The organism is Streptomyces sp. KLMMK, from assembly GCF_036961605.1.
Lineage (GTDB): Bacteria > Actinomycetota > Actinomycetes > Streptomycetales > Streptomycetaceae > Streptomyces > Streptomyces telluris.
Genome location: NZ_JBAMDC010000090.1, coordinates 1 through 20,834, shown reverse-complemented (window position 1 = coordinate 20,834; position 20,834 = coordinate 1). Strand labels below are relative to the sequence as shown.

Sequence of the window (20,834 nt, the reverse complement as noted above, 5' to 3'; positions counted from 1 at the left end):
CCGCCCAGTGCCGCACGACGGGCCGCCCGAAGTCCCGGACGACGCCCTCGAACCCGCCGCCGCCGACGAGGAAGTGGCTCATCGCCGCGGTGTCGTTCCACAGGTAGAACGGTGCGTACTGGTTCACGGGCGAACCGTCCACGCCGCGCTCGCGGATGACGTAGGCCTTCAGGGCCATGCCGGCGCGGTCGTCGAGGGCGTGGCCGCGCGTGGCGACGCGGTCGCGGATGATCCCCATGTCGTAGTCGGCGGGGAGGGTGATCTCGTACTGCTTCGCGTACACGGTGCGTTGTGCCTTTCGCGTGCTCAGGCTAGGGGGCCGGACGGGTAGCAGGCATCGGTGACGGGTTCGCCGCGCTCGGCCTCGGTGCCGTCCGCAGCGGCCGTCAGGACGGCCAGGTGGGTCATGGAGGTCGTGGGCCCGGCGCCGTGCCAGTGCCACTCGCCGGGTGCGATGACGACCCGGTCGCCGGCCCGTACGACCTCGACGGGCCCGCCCCGGCGCTGCATCAGCCCGGTGCCTTCGGTGACGTGGAGGACCTGGCCCCCGGGGTGGCGGTGCCAGTGGGTGCGGCTGCCGGGCTCGAAGCGGACGTCGTCGATGCGCAGCCGCGAGGTGTCCCCTGCGGCGGCGACGGACGTGACGCGGACGGTTCCGGTGGCCCACTCGGGCGAGGCGGTGCAGGTGGCGGGCGGGTCGCGGTGGATCAGCATGCGGTGCGCTCCTGGAGGGTGGCGGATCAGGCGGACTGCGCGGCGAGAAGTCCGAGCACCCCGTCGACGGCCTGCTCGAAGGGCGCCGTCGAACCGGCGGCGCGGGCCAGGACGTAGCCGCCCTGGAGGACGGCGACGACGGTCGCGGCGGTGGCCGCCGGGTCGAGGCCCGCGGACAGCTCGCCGCGCGCGACGCCCTCCGCGAGCACCTCGGCGAGCCGGCCCCGCAGCCACACGAACGTCTCGTCCACCGGCGCCCGCAGCGCGGCGTCGGCCATCACGTCCGGATCCTGCGTCAGCCGCCCGACGGGGCACCCCTTGAGGACGTCGCGCTCGCGCCGCAGATAGGCGGTGATCCGCTCCACGGCGGTGCCCGGCCCGCCGAGCTGCTGCTCGGCCTTGCCGCGCATCTCCTGCGCCGTCCGCCGGATCGCGGCCAGCGCGAGGCCGGGCTTGCCGCTGAAGTGGTGGTACATGCTGCCCTGCCCGGCTCCGGCGCGCTGCTGGATGGCCTTGGGGCTGGTGCCGATGTAACCGCGCTCCCACAGCAGCTCGCGGGTGCTCTCGATGAGGCGTTCCGAGGTGTCCGAGGTGTCCGAGGTGCTCATGGAGCGAGTGTACATACTAGTAGGTACAGAAGATCGGCATCGTGGGCCGGGCGCGGGTGAAGGGGGCGCAGGTGAAGGGGCCACGGGAAAGGGGCCGGCGTAAACGCCGGCCCCTCCCTTCGCGCCCGCTCCGTCAGGAGCCCAGCACCGCCCGCAGCTGGTCCAGGCCCCAGTCCAGGTCCTCCTTGCTGATCACCAGCGGCGGGGCGATCCGGATCGTGGACCCGTGGGTGTCCTTCACCAGCACGCGCCGCTCCATCAGCCGCTCCGAGATCTGCCGGCCCGTGCCGTGCGACGGGGCGATGTCGATGCCCGCCCACAGGCCGCGCCCGCGCACCGCCTCCACGGCGCCGCCGCCCACCAGGAGGCCCAGCTCCTGGTGGAGGTGCTCGCCGAGCTCCGTGGCCCGCTGCTGGAACTCGCCGGACTTCAGCATCGTGATGACCTCCAGCGCCACCGCGCAGGCCAGCGGGTTCCCGCCGAACGTCGAGCCGTGCTCGCCGGGCCGGTAGACGCCGAGGACCTCCCGGGAGGCCACCACGGCGGACACCGGCACCACGCCGCCGCCCAGCGCCTTGCCCAGCACGTACATGTCGGGGACGACGTCCTCGTGGTCGCAGGCGAACGTTCTGCCGGTGCGGCCCAGCCCGGACTGGATCTCGTCCGCGATGAACAGCACCCCGCGCTCGGCGGTCAGCCGCCGCACGCCCGGCAGGTAGCCGGCCGGCGGCACGAGCACGCCCGCCTCGCCCTGGATCGGCTCCAGCAGCACGGCGACCGTGTGGTCGTCCACGGCCTCCTCCAGCGCGGCCAGATCGCCGTAGGGGACGATCTCGAAGCCCGGCGTGTACGGGCCGTAGTCCGCCCGGGCCTCCTCGTCCGTCGAGAAGCTGATGATCGTGGTGGTGCGGCCGTGGAAGTTGTTGCCCGCCACGACGATCTTCGCCTGGCCGTCCGGCACGCCCTTGACCTTGTACCCCCACTTGCGGGCGGTCTTCACGGCCGTCTCGACCGCCTCCGCGCCCGTGTTCATGGGCAGCACCATGTCCTTGCCGCACAGCGCGGCGAGCTCGGTGCAGAACTCGGCGAAGCGGTCGTGGTGGAAGGCGCGCGAGGTCAGCGTCACCCGATCGAGCTGCGCCTTCGCGGCGTTGATCAGACGCCGGTTGCCGTGGCCGAAGTTGAGCGCGGAGTACCCGGCGAGCATGTCGAGATAGCGCCGCCCCTCGACGTCCGTCATCCAGGCGCCCTCCGCGTACGCGACGACGACCGGCAACGGATGGTAGTTGTGCGCGCTGTGGGCCTCGGCGGCGGCGATGCTGCGTTCCGTGGAAGTCACCGTGTGCTCCGTTCGTGTACGGGCATGCGTGTGCGGGCATTGCTGTGCCCCCTGTTCCACCTTTCTACTACTCACGGCCCCACCGTCGGACGGAGTCGGGCAGCGCACCTGAGAGAATGTGCGCATGGCCCTCGATCGACCGCGCGCTCTCTCCGGTATCCAGCCCACCGCAGGCTCGTTCCACCTGGGGAACTACCTCGGTGCCGTCCGCCAGTACGTGGCCCTGCAGGAGACCCACGACGCCTTCTACATGGTGGTCGACCTGCACGCGATCACCGTGCCGCAGGACCCGAAGGAGCTGCGGGCCAACACCCGCCTCGCCGCGGCCCAGCTGCTCGCCGCCGGTCTCGACCCGGAGCGCTGCACCCTCTTCGTGCAGAGCCACGTCCCCGAGCACGCCCAGCTCGGCTGGGTGATGAACTGCCTCACCGGCTTCGGCGAGGCCTCGCGGATGACCCAGTTCAAGGACAAGTCCGCCAAGCAGGGCGCCGGGGCCACCACGGTCGGCCTGTTCACGTACCCGATCCTCCAGGTCGCCGACATCCTCCTCTACCAGGCGGACGCCGTCCCGGTGGGCGAGGACCAGCGCCAGCACATCGAGCTCACGCGCGACCTGGCCGAGCGCTTCAACGGCCGCTTCGGCGACACCTTCACCCTCCCGGCCGCGCACATCGTCCGCGAGACCGCGAAGATCTACGACCTGCAGGACCCGTCGGCGAAGATGAGCAAGTCGACGGCGAACCCCAAGGGCCTGATCAACCTCCTCGACGAGCCCAAGGTCTCCGCCAAGAAGATCAAGAGCGCGGTCACCGACACCGACACGGTGATCCGCTTCGACCCGGAGAACAAGCCCGGCGTCAGCAATCTGCTCACCATCTACGCCACGCTCACCGGTACGGGAATGGCGGATCTGGAGCAGAAGTACGAGGGCAAGGGCTACGGTGCGCTCAAGACCGACCTCGCCGAGGTCATGGTGGACTGGGTGACGCCCTTCCGCGCCCGCACGCAGGAATATCTCGACGACCCGGAGACGCTGGACTCTGTCCTGGCGAAGGGCGCCGAGAAGGCCCGCGCGGTCGCGGCGGAGACGCTCGCCCAGGCGTACGACAAGGTGGGCTTCCTGCCCGCCAAGCACTGAGGGCGGCCGGGCCACCGGAAGCGCTCCGGGCCCCTGGTCCCGGCCCGTACGGGACCAGGAGCTCTGGCACGGGGTGCGGCACAGCCGTCACACTGGCCACGGGGACATACAGGAGCACAGGAGGGAGAACGCAATGGGGACCGTAACGCTCGGCGTTTCGATCGCGGTCCCGGAGCCGTACGGCAGCTTCCTCCAGAAGCGCCGCGAGGGCTTCGGGGACCCGCACGCGCACGGCATCCCCACCCACGTCACCCTGCTGCCGCCCACCGAGGTCGACACCTCGTCCCTGCCCGCGATCGAGGAGCACCTGGCCCGGGTCGCCGCCGAGGGCCGGGCATTCCCCATGCGCCTGTCCGGCACCGGCACCTTCCGCCCCCTCTCGCCCGTCGTCTACGTCAACGTGGTCGAGGGCTCCGCCTCCTGCGCCTGGCTGCAGAAGCGCATCCGGGACGCCTCCGGGCCCGTCGCCCGCGAGCTGCAGTTCCCGTACCACCCGCACGTCACCGTCGCCCACGGCATCGCCGAGGAGGCCATGGACCGGGCCTACGAGGAGCTCGCCGGCTTCCGGGCCGCCTGGACGATCGACTCCTTCGCCCTCTACGAGCAGGGCGAGGACGGCGTGTGGCGCCTGGAGCGCGAGTATCCGTTCGGGGAGGGGGAGGGGACGGCGCCGGCCGTCCCCCAGCAGACCGGCGTACGACCCCCCGCGCCTTCGCGTTAGCGCAGCTCGGCGCGGGCGTATCCGCCCGTCCGGGTGGTAGACGTACGCCATGGAATGGCTGACGCGGCTCCCCGGCATCGGGCCCCTGATCACCCGCCTCATGCGGACCCACGCGTGGCGCTCGTACGAGACCCTGGACCGGGTGAAGTGGACCAGGCTCGCCGCCGCCATCACCTTCACCAGCTTCGTGGCCCTCTTCCCCCTGCTCACCGTGGGGGCCGCCGTCGGCGCGGCCCTGCTCAGCGAGGAGCAGATGCGGGACCTGGAGCGGCGCCTCGCCGAGCAGGTGCCCGGCATCTCCGGCCAGCTCGACCTCAGCAGCCTCGTCGACAACGCCGGCACGGTCGGAATCGTGGCCGGAGCGCTGCTCCTGCTCACCGGCGTCAGCTGGATCGGCTCGCTGCGGGAGTGCCTGCGCGCGGTCTGGGAGAAGGAGGAGAGCCCCGGGAACCCCGTCCTGCTCCGGCTCAAGGACGGGGGGCTGCTCCTCGGCCTCGGCGGCGTCGCGCTGCTCTCGCTGGGCTGCTCCGCCTTCGCGTCGGCGGCCGTGGACTGGGTGGCCACCAGGACCGGGCTGGACGGCATCGGCGCGCTGCTGACCGCGGCCGGCTTCTGCATCGCCGTCCTCGCCGACTTCCTGCTGATGCTCTACGTGCTCTCCCGGCTGCCCGGCGTCCTGCCCCCGCGGCGCCGCCTCGTCGTCGGCGCGCTCCTCGGGGCGGTCGGCCTGGAGCTGCTGAAACTGCTGCTCGGCGGCTATCTGCGGGGCGTGGCGGCGAAGAGCATGTACGGGGCCTTCGGCACGCCCGTCGCCCTGCTGCTGTGGATCAACTTCATGGCGAAGCTGGTGCTGTTCTGCGCGGCCTGGACGGCCACGCAGACGCCGGGCGAGCCGCCCCGGGAAAAGGACCTCATGGAGGACTGAGGCCGGTCCGGCGGAACACGGAACCGCCGGACCGGCAACGTACCGCCTACCCCTTCGGCCGCGGCCAGCGGCGGTGCACCACGAACGCTCCGGCGGCCAGCGCCACCAGCGCCCCGCCCGTGATCCCCACGGCCGTCCACATCCCGCCGGAGCCCGCGCTCGCCACCGACGCCTGTGTGCTGCTCCCGGCCTTGCCGGCGCCGTCCTTGCCGCCCGCGGCGCCTCCCTTCGGGGGAACCAGCATGCCGACCGGCTTGACGTGCCCGGCCGCCTCGAAGCCCCAGTCCAGCAGCCGCGCGGTCTCCTTGTAGACCTCGTACTGCTCCTGGATCTCCGGGTTCATCACCGTCACCAGAAGCTTGCGCCCCTCGTGCTGGGCGACGCCCGTGAAGGTGTTGCCCGCGTTGGTGGTCGAGCCGTTCTTCACCCCGGCCATGCCCTTGTACGGCATGCCGTTGGGCATGCCCTCGCCCGTCAGCAGCCGGTTGGTGTTGACGATGCCGAAGCTCTCGCGCGGCTTGCCCGGCTTCTCCTCGCCGGGGAACTGCGCCGACACCGTCGAGCAGTACTCCCGGAAGTCCGCCTTCTGCAGCCCCGAACGGGCGAACAGCGTCAGGTCGTACGCGCTGGAGACCTGCTCGTCCGCGTCGTAGCCGTCGGGGGTGACCACGTGGGTGTCCAGCGCCTGCAGATCCTCGGCGTGCGCCTGCATGTCCTTCACGGTCTTCGGGATCCCTCCGTTCATGGACGCGAGGACGCGCACCGCATCGTTGCCCGAGCGCAGGAACACGCCCAGCCACAGGTCGTGGACGCTGTACGAGGACCCCTCCTTCACCCCCACGGCGCTGCTGCCCGTGCCCATGCCCTCCAGGTCGGAGGGCTCGACCCGGTGCGTCTTCGTCCGGGGCAGCTTCGGCAGCACCGTGTCGGCGAAGAGCATCTTCAGCGTGGAGGCGGGCGGCAGCTGCCAGTGCGCGTTGTTCGCGGCGAGGATCTCGCCCGACTCCGCGTCCGCCACGAGCCAGGAACGCCCGCTGAGATCCTTGGGCAGCTGCGGCGCGCCCGGGCCGAGCTGCACCTGCGGGCCCGGCCGGCCCAGCATCTCGCCGCCCACGGTGGACATCCGGGCGGGCGGCCTGCGGGGCGCGCCCCGGCCGATGCCCTTGCCGTCGTCCTCCACGGAGGTCGCGCCCCCGGGCGCCCGGACGCCCGAGGGGCTGGGGCTCACGCTCGGACGGCTCGGGGTCGGCGAGGGCGTGGGTTCGGCAAGGGCGGGGGCGGCGGTCGTCAACGGGACGATCAGAGAGGCGGCGGCCGCGAGCGCGGCCCCGTGACGTCGTCGCGTCGCGGCGGCCCGCGTGGGGCGTGATGTCGTCGTCGGCACGTTCGTGAAACTACCCCGCCACCTGGGGGTTCCAGTCGCCGCCTCACTGGCTCGGATGACGGCCGGGGACCCGATAGGACTAGTGCGCTGACCCGAACGCATACTGAAACCCATGCCGAGCACTACGTCCGACGCCGCCCCCGCCGCGCCCGGGGCCTCCGCCGCCCCCGCCGTCCTCTCCCGTCCCGTCTCCTGGTTCCTGCTCGCCTTCGGCGCGTGGAGCTGGGTCATCTGGATCACCTTCGCGAAGAATCTGTGGAAGGACGGCAGCGGACTCGCCTTCGACGACGCGGGCGACCCGACCGCGTACTTCTGGGTGCACCTCGCGCTCGCCATCACCTCGTTTCTTCTGGGGACGGCCGTGGGGCTGATCGGGTTGCGCGGCGTCAGGGCGCTGCGGCGCACGTCATAGGGGCCCGCCGGCGTGCCGGGCCGTCAGAGCCGCCCCAGCTCCCACAGGCGCCACTGCCCGGTCCCGTCGGAGAGGTACTGCGTGCCCGAGACGGACGCGCTGCTCAGCACGTAGTCCTTCTTCTGCCACAGGGGCAGCACGGGGACGTCCTGCGCGATGAGGTCCTGGATGGCCCGGAAGTCCTTCGAGACCCCGCTGCGCCGGGAGCTGTCCTGCGTGGCGCCGATGAGCTGCTCCACCTTCGGGTTGGCGTAGCCCGTGCGGAAGGAGGAGGACCGGCCCACGAGCGGGGTGGTGAAGTTGTCCGGGTCGGGGAAGTCGGCCAGCCAGCCGACGCAGTACGCGTCGTAGGCGCCCCGTGCGTAGCCCTTCCGGAACTCCGTCCACTCCACGTTCCGCGTGGTCACCTCGAACAGCCCGGTGCTCTCCAGCTGCCGCTCGACCAGCGCCGCCTCCTCGTCCGTGGCGGCACCCTGCGAGTAGGCGAGGGTGAAGCGGACGGGGGTGGTGATGCCGGCGCGGCTCAGGAGGGAGCGTGCGGACTCGGGGTCCGGCTGGGGGTAGAGGTCGAAGAACGACGTGGTGTGGCCGGTGAGGCCCTGGGGGATGAGGGAGTACAGCGGTTCGACGGTGCGGTGGTGGACGTCGCGCGCGAGGGCCTCGCGGTCGATGACGGCGGCGATGGCCCGGCGGACCGGTAACTGCTTCAGCGGCGAGCCGTCGCGCAGGTTGAAGAACATCGAGCGGGTCTCGGCGCCGGCGCTCTCCATCAGCTTCACCCCGGTGTCGGACAGGGAGTGCGCGGCGATCTCGGACGGCGGCATCAGGCGTCCGGCGACGTCGAGGGAGCGCTGCTTCCACGCCTTGCTCATCGTGGCCGAGTCCCGGAAGTAGCGCACGGTCACCTCGCCGCCCCGGTGCTTCACGGCGCCCTGGTAGTTCTTGTTGGGCCGCAGCTCGGCCACGGAGCGCGGGCGGTAGCTCTTGAGGGCGTACGGGCCGGAGCCGTCGGCCTCGGTGCCGGTGCGCAGCCTGTCGGCCGGGTAGCGCGAGCTGTCGACGATGGCGCCGGCGCCGGTGGCTATCTTGAACGGGAAGGTGGCGTCCGGGACCCGCAGCCGGAAGGTCACCGACCGTCCGGCGGTGCCGACGGACTCCAGGGTGTCCAGCAGCGACTGCGGACCCTGGGGCGACTTGATCCGCAGGATCCGGTCGAAGGAGAACTTCACGTCGTCGGCGGTCAGTTCGCGCCCGTTGCCGAACTTCAGGCCCTCGCGGAGCTCGCACCGGTACGTGCGTAAGTCCTTCCCCTGGAAGTCGCACCGGTCGGCCGCGTCCGGCACGGGGGTGCCCGTGCCGGGGGAGTAGGTCAGCAATGACTGATAGAGGTTGCTGAACAGCGCCCAGGAGCCCGCGTCGTAGGCACCGGCGGGGTCGAGGGAGGTGACGGCGTCCGTGGTGCCGACGGTGATCGGTCCCTGGTCGTCGTCCCCCGGCGAGACCAGCTGACACCCTCCCGCCCCGCCCGCCAACAGCACCGCGGCCACCACGGCCGCCCCCGCCCGAAGCCCACGCATCCCCGCGCCCCCTCCGCCCAGTGATGCGCCTCACTCAAACACAGGAACGGCCGTACGTCAGGAAAATCGGCCAAGTGATCGTCAGAGTTCCCTGCGGGCAAGGAAGTCGAGGATCAGCTTCTCCCACTCGCGCGGCTTCTCGGCCATCGGGATGTGGCCCGCCTCGATCTCCGCGTACTCCGCTCCGGGTATCGCGTCCGCCAGGAGGCGGGAGTTGGCGGGGGAGACGAGGGTGTCCTGCAGGGTGGCTATCACCAGGGTCGGGACGGAGATCCCGGCCAGGTGGGGCCGGGTGTCGGCGGTCGCCACCACGGCGGCCTGCTCGGCGGCCCCGGCCGGGACGCCCGCGGCGATCAGGTCCAGGAAGGCCGGCACGTGCTCGGCGGGCACGGCGTTGTAGAAGTCCTCGCCGAAGCCGGACAGGGCGACGAACCGGGCGAAGGCCTTGACGTCGCCGTCCGCGAGGAAGTGCTGCCAGAGGTCCAGCGAGGCCAGCGTCCGGTTGTCCGGGCGGGCCAGACCGGCCGTCAGGACCAGCCCGCGCACCCGGTCCGGGTAGCGGGCCGCCGTCCGGACGGACACCAGGGTGCCCAGCGAGTAGCCGAGGAGGGTGAAGGTGTCGAGGCCCGCCGCGTCGGCGGCGGCCACGATCCCGTCCACGAGGCCGTCCAGGGTCAGCCGCTCCGCGCGGGGCGTCGCACCGGAGCCGGGGTAGTCGGGGGCCACCACGGTGTGGTGCTCGGCGAGGGCCGGGAGGATCGGTGCGTAGTTGCCCTCGATGCTGCCGCCCGCGCCGTGCGCGAGGAGGATGCCGGGGCCGGAGCCGGTGACGGTGGTGGCGAATGCAGGAAGCTGTGTCATGGGCAAGAGGTTGCCGTATGACACCGGTGTCAGGGTCAAGTCCTGAGGGACGGTGCGTGCGGAAAAGGCCGGGGCCCGCCCCTCCCCGGGAGGGAGGAGCGGGCCCCGGCCGCAGCCCGGAAGCGGACCTCAGGTCAGAAGCGGCGCGTGATGAGCGCTCGCTTCACCTCCTGGATCGCCTTGGTGACCTCGATGCCACGCGGGCAGGCGTCCGTGCAGTTGAACGTCGTGCGGCAGCGCCACACGCCGTCCTTGTCGTTCAGGATCTCCAGGCGCTGCTCACCGGCCTCGTCGCGCGAGTCGAAGATGAAGCGGTGGGCGTTGACGATCGCCGCCGGGCCGAAGTACTGGCCGTCGTTCCAGAACACCGGGCACGAGGACGTGCACGCGGCGCACAGGATGCACTTGGTGGTGTCGTCGAAGCGCTCGCGGTCCTCGGCGGACTGCAGGCGCTCGCGCGTCGGCTCGTTGCCCTTGGTGATCAGGAAGGGCATCACGTCGCGGTAGGCCTGGAAGAACGGCTCCATGTCGACCACGAGGTCCTTCAGGACCGTGAGGCCCTTGATGGGCTCGACCGTGATCGGCTTCGACGGGTTGAGGTCCTTGATCAGCGTCTTGCACGCGAGGCGGTTCTTGCCGTTGATGCGCATCGCGTCGGAGCCGCAGATGCCGTGCGCGCAGGAGCGGCGGAACGTCAGCGAACCGTCGACGTCCCACTTGATCTTGTGGAGACCGTCGAGGACGCGCTCCTTGGGGTCGATGTCGACCTCGAAGTCCTGCCAGGTGACCTCGTCCGAGACCTCCGGGTTGAACCGGCGGACGCGGAAGGTGACCTTGATGTAGGGAGAGGCCGCGGAGTCGGCCTCGACCTTGTCGAGAGTCGCGGTGCTCATCAGTACTTACGCTCCATCGGCTGGTAGCGGGTCTGGACGACCGGCTTGTAGTCGAGGCGGATCGAGTCCTTGCCCTCCGCGTCGACCTCGCGGTACGCCATGGTGTGGCGCATGAAGTTGACGTCGTCGCGGTTGGGGTAGTCCTCGCGGTAGTGACCACCGCGGGACTCCTTGCGCGCGAGCGCGGACACGGCCATCACCTCGGCCAGGTCGAGCAGGTTGCCCAGCTCGATGGCCTCCAGCAGGTCGGTGTTGAAGCGCTTGCCCTTGTCCTGGACGGACACGTTCTTGTAGCGCTCGCGCAGCTCGGCGATCTTCTCGACGGCCGTCTTGATGGTCTGCTCGGTGCGGAAGACCATGACGTTGGCGTCCATGGTCTCCTGCAGCTCCTTGCGGAGCTCGGCGACCCGCTCCTTGCCGGTGGAGTTGCGCAGCCGCTCGACCTGCTCGGCCACGAGCTGTGCCGGGTTCTCCGGCAGCTCGACGTAGTCGGCCTTCGCCGAGTACTCCGCGGCGGCGATGCCCGCGCGGCGGCCGAAGACGTTGATGTCGAGCAGCGAGTTGGTGCCCAGGCGGTTGGCGCCGTGCACGGACACGCACGCGACCTCGCCGGCGGCGTAGAGGCCGGGGACGACGGTGTCGTTGTCGGCCAGCACCTCGCCCTCGACGTTGGTCGGGATGCCGCCCATGGCGTAGTGCGCGGTGGGCTGGATCGGGATCGGGTCCGTGTAGGGCTCGATGCCGAGGTAGGTGCGCGCGAACTCGGTGATGTCCGGGAGCTTGGCGTCCAGCTGCTCCGGCGGCAGGTGGGTGAGGTCGAGGTAGACGTGGTCGCCCTCGGGACCGCAGCCGCGGCCCTCGCGGATCTCCGTGTAGATGGAGCGCGAGACGACGTCACGGGACGCGAGGTCCTTCATGACCGGCGCGTACTTCTCCATGAAGCGCTCGCCGTCCTTGTTGCGGAGGATGCCGCCCTCACCGCGGGCGCCCTCCGTCAGCAGGATGCCCATGCGCCAGATGCCCGTCGGGTGGAACTGGAAGAACTCCATGTCCTCCAGCGGCAGGCCGCGGCGGTAGCAGGCCGCCTGGCCGTCGCCCGTGAGCGTGTGGGCGTTCGACGTCACCTTGAAGAACTTGCCGGTGCCGCCGGAGGCGTAGATGACCGCCTTCGCCTGGAAGATGTGGATCTCGCCGGTGGCCAGCTCGTAGGCGACCACGCCGGCCGACTTCTTGACGCCGTCGACCTCGGTGATCAGCTGGTCCAGGACGTAGAACTCGTTGAAGAACTCCACGCCCTCCTTGACGCAGTTCTGGTACAGCGTCTGGAGGATCATGTGGCCGGTGCGGTCCGCGGCGTAGCAGGACCGGCGGACCGGGGCCTCGCCGTGGTTGCGGCTGTGGCCGCCGAAGCGGCGCTGGTCGATGGTGCCGTCCGGGGTGCGGTTGAACGGCAGGCCCATCTTCTCGAGGTCGAGGACCGCGTCGATGGCCTCCTTCGCCAGGATCTCGGCGGCGTCCTGGTCGACCAGGTAGTCGCCGCCCTTGATCGTGTCGAAGGTGTGCCACTCCCAGTTGTCCTCCTCGACGTTCGCGAGGGCGGCGGCCATGCCGCCCTGGGCGGCGCCGGTGTGGGAGCGGGTGGGGTAGAGCTTGGTGAGCACCGCGGTGCGGCTGCGCTTCGTGGACTCGATGGCCGCGCGCATGCCGGCGCCGCCGGCGCCGACGATGACGGTGTCGTACTTGTGGATCTTCATGGTGTCGTCAGCCCCGGGCTCTAGCGGATGTTCGGGTCGAAGGTGAAGATCACCAGCGTGCCCAGCAGGACGGTGAACACCGTGGCCGCGTACAGCAGGTTCTTCAGCCAGAAACGGGTCGTCGCGCGCTCCGCGTAGTCGTTGATGACCGTGCGGAGGCCGTTGGCGCCGTGGAGCATCGCGAGCCAGAGCATGACCAGGTCCCAGGCCTGCCAGAACGGCGAGGCCCAGCGGCCGGCCACGAAGGCGAAGCCGATCTTGCTGACGCCGCCGTCGAGGACGAGCTGGATCAGCAGGTGGCCGAGGACCAGGACGACCAGGACGATGCCGGACAGCCGCATGAACAGCCAGCCGTACAGCTCGAAGTTGGTGCGGGTCGTCTTCGGGGTCTTCTTGGTGCGCTTGCGGGGCGCTTCGATGACCGGGGCCGGGTTGTCGACGTCGTAGAGGGAGACGTCGGCCGCGGCGGCGGTGGCGGGGGTGGTTTCAGCAGACATTTCGCGACTCAGCTCCCGAACAGCGTGCGCAGCGTGTGCTGGAGCACGGGGTAGAAGGCGCCTGCCATGAGCACAGCCCAGATGGTGACGACCCACCACAGCATCTGCTTCTGCTTCCGCGGTCCCTTGGACCAGAAGTCCACGGCGATGATGCGGAGGCCGTTGAGCGCGTGGAAGAGGATGGCGGCGACGAGGCCGTACTCCATCACATTCACGAGGGGCGTCTTGTACGTCGCGACGACGTCGTCGTACGCCTCGGGGGAGACGCGGACGAGAGCGGTGTCCAGGACGTGCACGAACAGGAAGAAGAAAATGAGGACGCCGGTGACTCGGTGAGCCACCCAGGACCACATGCCTTCCCGGCCGCGGTACAGCGTTCCAGCCGGCACGGAAAACCCTCCGGGAGCGGGGATCAGGGCCTGCCGGCTTCTCTGTCGGTCGGGCCCGGCCGGGTACGGTCCACCGGCCCTGGCCATCGTAGCGACGCCTTGTCGGTTCGGCGTCCCGGGGTCCGCAGGTGTGATCAAACAGGCATGTGCACGCCCGTCAAGGGCCGGACGGGGTGACTCTCCGGGGAATTGTGCACCCGGTCTGGCCTGCGACGTCCGTCCGAATGGGTGTTATGTCCCGCACGGCCGGGCGGTGCGCGGCCGCATGGGCGGGGTGTCCGGGGCCAGCCGGGTGAGCCGGCCGCGGGCGAGGCGGGCGAGCTCCGCGGCGGTGACGGCGGCCTCCTGGGCGGGGGTGGAGGCGAGCCGGGCGCGCAAGGAGGCCAGGGCGCGGTCCAGGGCGTCGTCCGGGCGGCTGCCGTCCAGGCAGAGCACGAAAACATGGCCGAATCTGGCCTCGTAGGCGGCCTGGGCCTGACGCAGCGCCCCGCGGGTCGCCTCGGTGACGCCGGGGCCCGTGAGGAGGTGCTGGGGGACGGTCTCGTCGGCGAGCGCCTCGGCCAGATCGGCGGGGGCCAGGGCGCGGGCGGCGTGCTCCGCGGTGTTCAGCAGGGTGCGCAGGTCGGGGTAGGGGCGCAGGTCGGCGAGGCGGCGGGCCCAGCGGCGGCTGCCGCAGCAGGCGAGGAGGGCGGCCTCGGCCGCGCCGGGCGCGGCGGAATTGAGCCGGTCGAGGCCGTGGCGGTCGAGGCCGTACAGCGTGATCTCCGAACCTCCGGCAGCTGGACCCGGCGGCACCGGGCGGGTGTGGAGTCTCGAGCGGGTGAGGAGCCAAGCGGGTGAGGAGTCAAACCGGGCCGCCACCGTAGCGATGCTTCTCGGCCACCGTCCGGCGTATGGATGAATTTCATTCGGACGGGGGCGGATTCCGGTGCGCGGTGGACATGGGCGGAACGCCCCGGGGGGAAAGAGGACTACCTTCGCCCCATTCAGGCCGAAAGAGCCGTGAAGACTCCGGAAGAGGAGGCTTGCTCCATGGGACTGCGCCTCAGGATGACCAGAGCGTCGGCCGTCCGGGGGACCGTCTGCGCCGGCGTCCTCCTCGCCACCATGACCCTGATGGGTTGCCCCCGCGAAACCGGCACCCGGCCGGGCGGGGACGACTCGCGCTCCCCCGGGGCCTCCGCCACGACCTCCGCCGCCCTGACCAGCTCACCCGCCCGCCGGTCCCCCGCGCAGGCCCCCGTCCCCGCCGGCGTCCCCCGGGCCATCCCCGCCGTCCGCTCGGCCGAGGCCGCCACCGGCCCCGGCTGGCGGCCCACCGAAGGCGCCCGCGTGATCGCCTCCGGCCCGCTCGCCGACGAGGGCCGCCGCCTGGCCGGCGAGCTCAGGCTCGGCTACGCGGCCGGCCCCGCCCGCGCCGGCGACGTCGAACTCGTCCTGCGCCCCGGCACGGGCCAGGGGCCCCTGGCGGCCGAGGCCTACGAGCTGACCGCCCGCGACGGCAAGGTGCTCGTCGCCTCGGCGGGCGAAACCGGAGTGTTCTACGGCACGCGCACCCTCCTGCAAGCCGTGCGCTCCGGCGGCGGGCTCGCCGAAGGCGTCGTGCGCGACGCCCCCGACCGCGCCCAGCGCGGCCTCCACCTCGACATCGCCCGCAAGCACTTCACCGCCGAGTGGATCGAGGCCCGGCTGCGCGAGCTGTCCGCCCTCAAGCTCAACCAGCTCGCCCTGCACTTCTCCGACGACCAGGGCTTCCGCATCGAGAGCGACTCCCACCCCGAGATCGTCTCCCCGCAGCGGCTGACCAAGGCCGAGGTCCGCCGGATCGTGGCCCTCGCCGAGTCCCTGCACATCACCGTCATCCCGGAGATCGACTCGCCCGGCCACCTCGGCGCCGTCATCGCCGCCCACCCCACGCTGCAGCTGCGCGACGCCGCCGGCAAGGCCGCCCGCGGCGCGGTCGACATCGCCAACCCCGACGCCGCCCGCATCGTCGACGACCTGCTGCGCGAGTACGCCCCGCTCTTCCCCGGCCCGTACTTCCACCTCGGCGCCGACGAGTACCGCGCGCTGATGGCCAAGAACCCCGAGGCCTCCTACCCGCGCCTGGCCGCCCGCGCCCGCGAGAAGTACGGGCCGCGCGCCCGCGTCCAGGACCTGGCCACCGGCTGGCTCAACGACCGGGCCGCCCTCGTGCGCACCCTCGGCAAGAAGGCCAAGGCGTGGAACGACGGCTTCTTCCGCGGCGGAGTCGTGACCGCGAACAAGGACATCGAGGTCGAGTACTGGACGGGCAAGGAGATCGGCGCCCGGCTCCCGCAGGAGTACCTGAACGAGGGGCGCACGCTCGTCAACCTCAACGACGAGTACCTCTACTACGTCCTCGGCGAGCCCAACCAGTTCACCTACCCCACCGGGCAGCGGATCTACGAGCAGTGGTCGCCGCCGGTGCTGCGCGGCACGGCGCCCGTACCGGGGCAGTCCGGCCCCGACCGGGTCGTGGGCGGGCGGCTGGCCGTCTGGTGCGACCGGCCCGAGGCGCAGAACGCCCAGCAGGTCGCCGCCGGCATCCGGCTGCCGCTGGCCGCGGTCGCCCAGCGCCTGTGGGACGCCCGCCGGCCGACGATGCCGTGGCAGGACTTCGTGACCCTGGACGCGCGGGTCCGGTGAGACGCGCGGGTCCGGTGGTAACGCGCGGGCCCGGTGACAACGAGCAGGTCCGGTGACAGCGGGCAGGCCCGGTGACAACGAGCGGGTCCGGTGAAACGCCCGCCGCAACGGCGCCGCACCACGACGCGGACGGCCCGGCGGAACGCGAGGCCACCGGCACGGCGCGGGCCCTGCGGTGAGCGGTGCGCAGCACGGCACGTGCGGCCCGGCCGTCCGAGGGCCTAACCTCCGGGAGGAAGCACGCGCATCTGAACGAGGGCCCGATGAAGATCGAATTCCTGCTGCACAACGCGTACGGCATCGGCGGCACCATCCGCTCGACCGTCAACCTCGCCGCCGCCCTCGCGGACCGGCACGAGGTCCGGATCATCAGCGTCAACCGGCCCGTGGACGTCCCCGAGCTGGACATCGACCCGCGCGTACGCCTCACGCCCCTGGTCGACCTGCGCGAGGGCACCGACGGCGACGAGTACGAGGCCCCGCTCAACCAGCAGCCCAGCGAGATCTTCCGGGACGAGCGCATCGACAACGGCCGGATGGCCGCGACGGCCCTCACCGACCAGCGCCTGCGCGAGCACCTCGCCGGCACCGACGCCGACGCCGTCATCGCCACCCGCCCCAAGCTCATCGGCTACCTCGCGAAGTACGGCTCCGACCGCTACCTGCGCCTGGGCCAGGAGCACCTCACGCACGAGGCCCACGTCCCCGAGCTGCACGCCGTGATGGACCCGGCGATCGCCGCCCTGGACGCCTTCGCCACCGTCTCCGAGGCCGACGCCGGGCACTACCGCGAGGCCCTCCCCGGCGCCCGCGCGCGCATCCTCTCCATCCCCAACGCCGTCCCCGCCCCCGTCGCGGAGCCCTCCGACGGCACGTCCCGGCTGATCGTCTCCGCCGGCCGCCTCGTCGCCGTCAAGCGCTACGACCGGCTCGTCGCCGCCTTCGCCGAGATCGCCGCCCAGCGCCCCGAGTGGCACCTGCGCATCTACGGCCGCGGCCCCGCCAAGGCCAAGCTGCGCAAGCAGATCGAGGAGCTCGGCCTCTACGAGCGCGTCACGCTCATGGGCGCCCGCTCGCCCATCGAGACCGAGTGGTCCAAGGGCGCCGTCGCCGCCGTCGCCTCCGACGCCGAGTCCTTCGGCATGACGATCGTCGAGGCCATGCACGCGGGCCTGCCGGTCGTCGCCACCGACTGCCCCTACGGCCCCCGCGAGATCCTCAGCGACGGCACCGACGGCATGCTCGTCCCGCTGGCCGGCCCGGAAGGGCACGAGCAGGCCGCCGTCGACGCCTACGCCGAGGCCCTGCTGAAGATCACCGGGGACGCCGCGCTGCGCGCCCGCCTCGGCGCGGCCGCCCGCGAGACCGCCGGCCGCTACGAGCCCGCGCGCATCGCCGCCCGCTACGAGGAGCTGTTCGAGGAGCTGCGCCCGGGCTCCACCACCACCCCCGAGAAGAAGAAGGGCCTGTTCGGCGGCCTGTTCGGCGGCGGCCGCAAGAAGCAGGCGGCCGTGGCCGCCCCCGCCCCCGGCGAGACCGCCCACCCCGAGGCCCGCTGCGCCGTCGCCGCCGACGGCTCCCTCGTCGTCCGCCTGCGCGCCGACCAGCTCACCGCCGCGGACACGCACGTGCTGCTGCGCCACCGCGGCACCAAGGGCAAGGAGTCCGTGCGCGTGCCGCTCCCCGCCCGCCGCGAGCCCGGCACCTGGGTCGAGGCCCGCCTCGACCGCGCCGCGCACACCCTGGCCGAGGGCCGCTGGGACACCTACGCCGAGCGCTCCGGCGACAAGTCGCGCCGCCGTCTGACCGCTGCGCTGGTCGAGCAGAAGGCCCTGCTCGGACTGGAGCTCGCGCAGGGCGCCGCCGGTGTCGCCGCCGCCGTGCCCTACGAGACGAGCGACGGCTTTCTCGCGGTGCGCACCTGGCTGCGCCCGCAGCACGCGGAGGCCACCGAGGTGCAGGTCGGCGCGGACGGCATCCGCATCGCCGTCCGTGCCCACGGCACCTCGCTCGGCGAGGGCGCCGAGCTCATCGCGCGGCTGCGCCACGGCGACGGCTCCGCGGCCGATGTGCGGGTGCCGCTGGAGGACGGCTCGGGGAGCCTGCCCTACGAGCCGATGCAGCAGCGGCGGAAGCCGGACGAGGAGCAGGACCTGTGGGACCTGTGGGTGCGGCCGCAGGCGGGGGCGGCGCTGGTGCGCGTCGGCCGGATCGCCGGCGACTTCGCCGACCGCAAGGGCATCGACACCTTCCCGGGCGCCGTGCGCGGCGAGGTGCGGCTGCGGCCGTACTTCACGGTGACCAACGACCTGACGATCACGGTGAAGGACGTGGCGCAGGAGGACGCGGCGTAGGCGCCTTCCCTTGGGCGGTGCGGCGGCGGGGCGGGCCCGGTACGGAGGACGGCCGGGGCCGCCACCCCCCACAGGAGAGGCCCCGACCGCCGTCCGGTGCGAACCCTGGTGGGGCCCACACCTCCTACAGCGCCGCAGGCCGTCAATCCGTCACACTGTCATACCGGGGTGCCGGGGACCCTTTCTGGACGAAGCCGGGTTGCTGCCCGTAACGTGCGGGTCCGCGCCGCTCAGCGTGCGCCTCTCGCTAGTCGTCCCGGTGGCCGGGTCCGGATAGACCGGACCAAAGGGAAAATCGGTCACATTCCAGGGGGTTCTCACCTATGTATCCGTGCGGTCACTGCCGCGCCGCCGCCGTCGGCCCGGACGGCCGCTGCGCCGCCTGCGGTGCCTACCAGCAGCAGGCGGCCACGGCGCCCGCGCCCGCCTACGGGTACCCGTACGCCCCCGCGATGCCGCAGGCCCCGATGCCCGTCGGCGGCGTCGACCTGCGCCGCGGCCTGCGGATCGCGCTGATGGTCTCGCTCGGGGCGAGCGTGGCGGTGCTGCTGTTCGTCTTCTGGACCGACACCCAGACGCGCATGGCGCTGCAGGACATGCTCGACAACGGCGTGAGCTCCACCACGCAGGAGGACCTGGAGGACACGGACGCCCTGGCCACGGTCTCCGCGCTGCTGTACCTCCTGACCCTGGCCGCCTCCGCCACGTTCTGGGCCATCTGGTTCCGGCGGGCCCGGATCAACGCCGAGTTCTTCGCGCCCGGCAGCCAGCGCCTCGGCATCGGCTGGGCCGCCGGCTCGTGGTTCACCCCGGTGGTCAACCTCTGGTTCCCCAAGCAGATCGTCAACGACATCTACAAGGCCAGCGCCCCGCAGGGCGTCTCCAAGGGCCTGCTGAACTCCTGGTGGACCCTCTGGATCGCCTCCGGCGTCTGCAACATCCTCTCGACGGCGCTGAGCCTCGGCGCCTCCACGCGTATCGCCACCAAGGGCTACGACGGCTCCACCTGGCGGGAGGACGTCGAGGCGCTCAAGAACTCGGCCAGTGTCTCCGGCCTCGCCACGCTGCTGATGATCGCCGCCGGCGTCCTCGCCCTCCTCGTCGTACGCCAGCTCGCCCGCCTGCAGGAGCAGCGCGCCATGGCGGGCCCCGGCGGAGCCGTCCCCGCCGGTGTGCCGTACGGCGCGCCCGGGTATGTCCCCGTGCAGCAGCCCGGCGGCCCCGCGGCCGGCTGGCCCAACCCGCCGCAGAATCCTTACGGCAGCGGGCCGGCGGGCTACTGAGCCACGGAATCTCCGAGTGGTGCAGGATGAGGGCGTGCAGGGGGACGACGCCGAGCTGACGGCCGCGGTGAACGCGGCCCAGGGTGGGGACGAGACGGCATTCCGGACGGTCTACCGCTCCGTTCACCCCCGCCTGCTCGGGTACGTGCGGACGCTCGTCGGCGAGGCCGACGCCGAGGATGTGGCCTCCGAGGCGTGGCTGCAGATAGCCCGCGACCTCGAACGGTTCGCCGGCGACGCGGACCGCTTCCGCGGCTGGGCCGCCCGGATCGCCCGCAACCGCGCCCTGGACCACATACGCATGCGCGGCCGGCGCCCGGCCATCGGCGGCGACGAGAGCGAGCTCGCGGGCCGCGCCGCCGACGCCGACACCGCCGTCGAGGCCCTGGAGGCCGTCGGCACCGGCAACACCCTCGCCCTCATAGCCCGGCTCCCGCAGGACCAGGCCGAGGCCGTCGTGCTGCGCGTGGTCGTCGGCCTCGACGCGAAGAGCGCCGCCGGGGTGCTCGGCAAGCGCCCGGGAGCGGTGCGCACCGCCGCGCACCGCGGGCTGCGCCGGCTGGCCGAAATGGTGACGCCGGGAGCCGACGGGGTCGACGCGATCGACGGGACCGCCGGGACGGCCAGGACGGCCGGGACGGCCGGGACGGTGGGGGACAGCGGAGCGGTGCCGGCGCCCGGGGGTGCCGACCGGCCGGCGGGGAAGCCGGTTACCGACACCGTCCCCCAGCAGCGGCGGGTACAGCCCGGGTCACACCCCGGAGCGAACGCTTCTGCCGGTGTGACGCAAATGCGTGCGCGGACGCAGAAGGACATGTGATGGCGGACGACCACCGGTACGACTGGCTGGAAGACTGGCTGGACGAGGACGCCGTGGAGCGCTTGCTGAGCGGAACGGCGCCCGTCGCCCGGGCCGGCGACTCCGCCGACCCCGTGAACGGGTCCGCTTCGCCGACTTCCGGGAACGACGCCGTACGGGGCGGGGCGGCCACCCTCGCCGAGCCCGCGTCGGACGGCCGGACGGCCACCGACCGGCGGAACGCCGGCACTCCCGCTTCGGAAGGCTCCAGCGCCTCCAGCGCCTCCGATGCCTCCGGCATGCCTGGTGCTTCGGGAGTTCCGGCGGCTGCCGACGCCGACGCCGACGCCGACACCGAGGCCGACGCCGACGGCGCTCCCAGCGCCTCCGCCGTTCGCACAAGCACAAGCACAGGCACAAGCACAGGCACAGGCACAGGCGCAGGCGACGCCGTACCCGATGGCCAGGGCCACCCCGCATCCGGCGGTCCGGCCGACTCCGTATCGAGCACCCGGC

At 72.2% G+C, this 20,834-nt stretch carries 20 protein-coding genes and 1 pseudogene; 9 read left to right on the top strand and 12 right to left on the bottom strand.

Translation table 11 applies throughout. The features are described from left to right. From V7793_RS16130 to rocD, 4 genes are all read right to left on the bottom strand, one after another. The coding region (locus V7793_RS16130) for a DUF4865 family protein (protein WP_336007015.1) at positions 1-283 on the bottom strand (283 nt) is incomplete at its 3' end. Between the two features lie 23 nt (positions 284-306). After that, positions 307-714 (bottom strand): (R)-mandelonitrile lyase, encoded by a 408-nt coding sequence (locus V7793_RS16125; RefSeq protein ID WP_336007013.1) that lies wholly within the window; start codon positions 712-714, stop codon positions 307-309. 26 nt (positions 715-740) lie between these two features. Continuing rightward, positions 741-1,322, bottom strand: a complete 582-nt coding sequence (locus V7793_RS16120) for a TetR/AcrR family transcriptional regulator (RefSeq protein ID WP_443057923.1) — start codon at positions 1,320-1,322, stop codon at positions 741-743. A 133-nt stretch (positions 1,323-1,455) separates the two neighbouring features. Further along, positions 1,456-2,661 (bottom strand): ornithine--oxo-acid transaminase, encoded by a 1,206-nt coding sequence (rocD, locus tag V7793_RS16115; protein ID WP_336007010.1) that lies wholly within the window; start codon positions 2,659-2,661, stop codon positions 1,456-1,458. Between the two features lie 124 nt (positions 2,662-2,785). Here rocD and trpS point away from each other — a divergent pair, with 124 nt between their 5' ends. From trpS to V7793_RS16100, 3 genes are all read left to right on the top strand, one after another. Further along, positions 2,786-3,799 carry a tryptophan--tRNA ligase gene (gene trpS, locus V7793_RS16110; protein ID WP_058045905.1) on the top strand — a complete coding sequence of 338 codons (1,014 nt, stop codon included), beginning with the start codon at positions 2,786-2,788 and terminating at the stop codon, positions 3,797-3,799. Positions 3,800-3,932: 133 nt separating this feature from the next. After that, the gene (locus tag V7793_RS16105) at positions 3,933-4,520 is read left to right on the top strand and encodes a 2'-5' RNA ligase family protein (RefSeq protein WP_336007007.1); all 588 of its coding nucleotides are present in this window, start codon (positions 3,933-3,935) and stop codon (positions 4,518-4,520) included. A gap of 49 nt (positions 4,521-4,569) precedes the next feature. After that, positions 4,570-5,445, top strand: coding sequence for a YihY/virulence factor BrkB family protein (locus V7793_RS16100; protein ID WP_336007004.1), 876 nt, complete (start codon positions 4,570-4,572; stop codon positions 5,443-5,445). 46 nt (positions 5,446-5,491) lie between these two features. Here V7793_RS16100 and V7793_RS16095 read toward each other — a convergent pair whose 3' ends face one another. After that, positions 5,492-6,673 (bottom strand): D-alanyl-D-alanine carboxypeptidase family protein, encoded by a 1,182-nt coding sequence (locus tag V7793_RS16095; RefSeq protein ID WP_443057922.1) that lies wholly within the window; start codon positions 6,671-6,673, stop codon positions 5,492-5,494. Positions 6,674-6,941: 268 nt separating this feature from the next. Between V7793_RS16095 and V7793_RS16090 the strand changes: the two genes are divergently transcribed. Beyond that, entirely contained in the window at positions 6,942-7,241 is a 300-nt protein-coding gene (locus V7793_RS16090; RefSeq protein ID WP_336007000.1) for an SCO4848 family membrane protein, read from the top strand. 23 nt (positions 7,242-7,264) lie between these two features. Here V7793_RS16090 and V7793_RS16085 read toward each other — a convergent pair whose 3' ends face one another. The 7 genes from V7793_RS16085 to V7793_RS16055 all read right to left on the bottom strand — a co-directional run bounded on the left by V7793_RS16085 (position 7,265) and on the right by V7793_RS16055 (position 14,007). Then, complete coding sequence (locus V7793_RS16085; RefSeq protein WP_336006998.1) at positions 7,265-8,818, bottom strand: ABC transporter substrate-binding protein; 1,554 nt, start codon at positions 8,816-8,818, stop codon at positions 7,265-7,267. Between the two features lie 81 nt (positions 8,819-8,899). Then, positions 8,900-9,679: an alpha/beta fold hydrolase gene (locus tag V7793_RS16080; RefSeq protein ID WP_336006995.1), complete on the bottom strand. Its 780-nt coding sequence runs from the start codon at positions 9,677-9,679 to the stop codon at positions 8,900-8,902. A 134-nt stretch (positions 9,680-9,813) separates the two neighbouring features. Then, positions 9,814-10,572 carry a succinate dehydrogenase iron-sulfur subunit gene (locus tag V7793_RS16075; RefSeq protein ID WP_168091744.1) on the bottom strand — a complete coding sequence of 253 codons (759 nt, stop codon included), beginning with the start codon at positions 10,570-10,572 and terminating at the stop codon, positions 9,814-9,816. Further along, complete coding sequence (gene sdhA / locus V7793_RS16070; protein ID WP_336006991.1) at positions 10,572-12,326, bottom strand: succinate dehydrogenase flavoprotein subunit; 1,755 nt, start codon at positions 12,324-12,326, stop codon at positions 10,572-10,574. Before sdhA ends, V7793_RS16075 begins: the two co-directional genes overlap by 1 nt. Before the next feature lie 20 nt (positions 12,327-12,346). After that, positions 12,347-12,823, bottom strand: coding sequence for a succinate dehydrogenase hydrophobic membrane anchor subunit (locus V7793_RS16065; protein WP_058045913.1), 477 nt, complete (start codon positions 12,821-12,823; stop codon positions 12,347-12,349). Between the two features lie 8 nt (positions 12,824-12,831). After that, positions 12,832-13,212: a succinate dehydrogenase, cytochrome b556 subunit gene (gene sdhC / locus V7793_RS16060; RefSeq protein ID WP_336006989.1), complete on the bottom strand. Its 381-nt coding sequence runs from the start codon at positions 13,210-13,212 to the stop codon at positions 12,832-12,834. 231 nt (positions 13,213-13,443) lie between these two features. Further along, positions 13,444-14,007: a 2-oxo-4-hydroxy-4-carboxy-5-ureidoimidazoline decarboxylase gene (locus V7793_RS16055; RefSeq protein WP_336006987.1), complete on the bottom strand. Its 564-nt coding sequence runs from the start codon at positions 14,005-14,007 to the stop codon at positions 13,444-13,446. A gap of 237 nt (positions 14,008-14,244) precedes the next feature. Here V7793_RS16055 and V7793_RS16050 point away from each other — a divergent pair, with 237 nt between their 5' ends. The 5 genes and pseudogenes from V7793_RS16050 to V7793_RS16030 all read left to right on the top strand — a co-directional run. Then, entirely contained in the window at positions 14,245-15,882 is a 1,638-nt protein-coding gene (locus V7793_RS16050) for a beta-N-acetylhexosaminidase (protein WP_336006983.1), read from the top strand. A gap of 263 nt (positions 15,883-16,145) precedes the next feature. Continuing rightward, complete coding sequence (locus tag V7793_RS16045) at positions 16,146-18,236, top strand: glycosyltransferase (protein WP_336006981.1); 2,091 nt, start codon at positions 16,146-16,148, stop codon at positions 18,234-18,236. A gap of 323 nt (positions 18,237-18,559) precedes the next feature. Next, positions 18,560-19,519: a DUF4328 domain-containing protein gene (locus V7793_RS16040; RefSeq protein WP_336006979.1), complete on the top strand. Its 960-nt coding sequence runs from the start codon at positions 18,560-18,562 to the stop codon at positions 19,517-19,519. A 34-nt stretch (positions 19,520-19,553) separates the two neighbouring features. Continuing rightward, positions 19,554-20,339 carry an RNA polymerase sigma factor gene (locus tag V7793_RS16035; protein ID WP_336007017.1) on the top strand — a complete coding sequence of 262 codons (786 nt, stop codon included), beginning with the start codon at positions 19,554-19,556 and terminating at the stop codon, positions 20,337-20,339. Continuing rightward, positions 20,339-20,834 (top strand): annotated as a pseudogene (locus V7793_RS16030) (hypothetical protein); the annotation flags it as partial. The gene V7793_RS16035 and the pseudogene V7793_RS16030, both read left to right, overlap by 1 nt.